The organism is Streptomyces sp. SID14478, from assembly GCF_010548525.1.
Taxonomy (GTDB): domain Bacteria; phylum Actinomycetota; class Actinomycetes; order Streptomycetales; family Streptomycetaceae; genus Streptomyces.
The window spans coordinates 1-754 of record NZ_JAAGMG010000287.1 but is presented as its reverse complement, the minus strand read 5'-3'; the positions used below and the strand labels follow the sequence as shown (position 1 = coordinate 754).

The 754-nt window shown below is 75.6% G+C and carries 1 protein-coding gene; it reads left to right on the top strand.

Annotation, left to right across the window (positions count from 1 at the left end; translation table 11 throughout):
• Positions 1 to 644: MFS transporter (locus tag G3I40_RS09865; RefSeq protein WP_164301780.1), on the top strand; the 644-nt coding region annotated here is incomplete at its 5' end.
• Between the last annotated feature and the right edge of the window lie 110 nt (positions 645 to 754).

Below are 754 nucleotides of genomic sequence, written 5' to 3'. Positions count from 1 at the left end.
TCACGGCGCACGCGCTGCGCTCGCCGGCGCCGCTGTTCGACCCGCGCGTCTTCCGCTCCCCGCGGCTGCGGGCCGCCACGCTCGGCACGGCGGCGGGATTCTTCGGCCTGTTCTCCCTGTTCTTCGTCAACTCGCAGTACCTGCAAGGCCTCAAGGGGTACGGCCCGGCGCTGACCGGCATCGCGATCATGCCGGTGACGGTGGGCATGGCACTGGCCCCGAAACTCGCCGCCCGCTGGCAGGCGACGCCCCGCCCGGTGGTGACGGTCGGCCTCGCGCTGATCGGCCTGGGCCTGCTCGGCGCCTCCACGGCGGGCCCGGGCACCCCCTACGGCCTCTACGTCGTCTGGCTCCTGGTCATCTCCTTCGGCACGGGCACCTGCATGCCGGCGCTGACCCTCGGCGTCCTCGGCTCGCTGCCGCCGCACCAGGCGGGCCTGGGCTCGGGCCTCGGCACGTCCGCGCGCGAGCTGGGGGCGGCGCTTGGGGTGGCCGTCACCGGAACGGTGCTCGGTGGGGCCGGGGCGGACTTCTCCTCGGGCATGTCGTCCGCCCTGGCCGTCGCGGGATCGGTGCTGCTGCTCGCGACGGTGGCGGTGAATCTCGGTTACCGGGGTCGCGCCGAGCGGCTGCCGGGTGCCTGATCGTCGGCGGGTGCGAGCCCGGTGGGGCCCGGTCGCGCCCCGCGGCCGAGCCGCTGATGACACAGCCCGCGCCCCTGGAAGGCCGCAGGCCTTCCAGGGGCGCGGGGAAC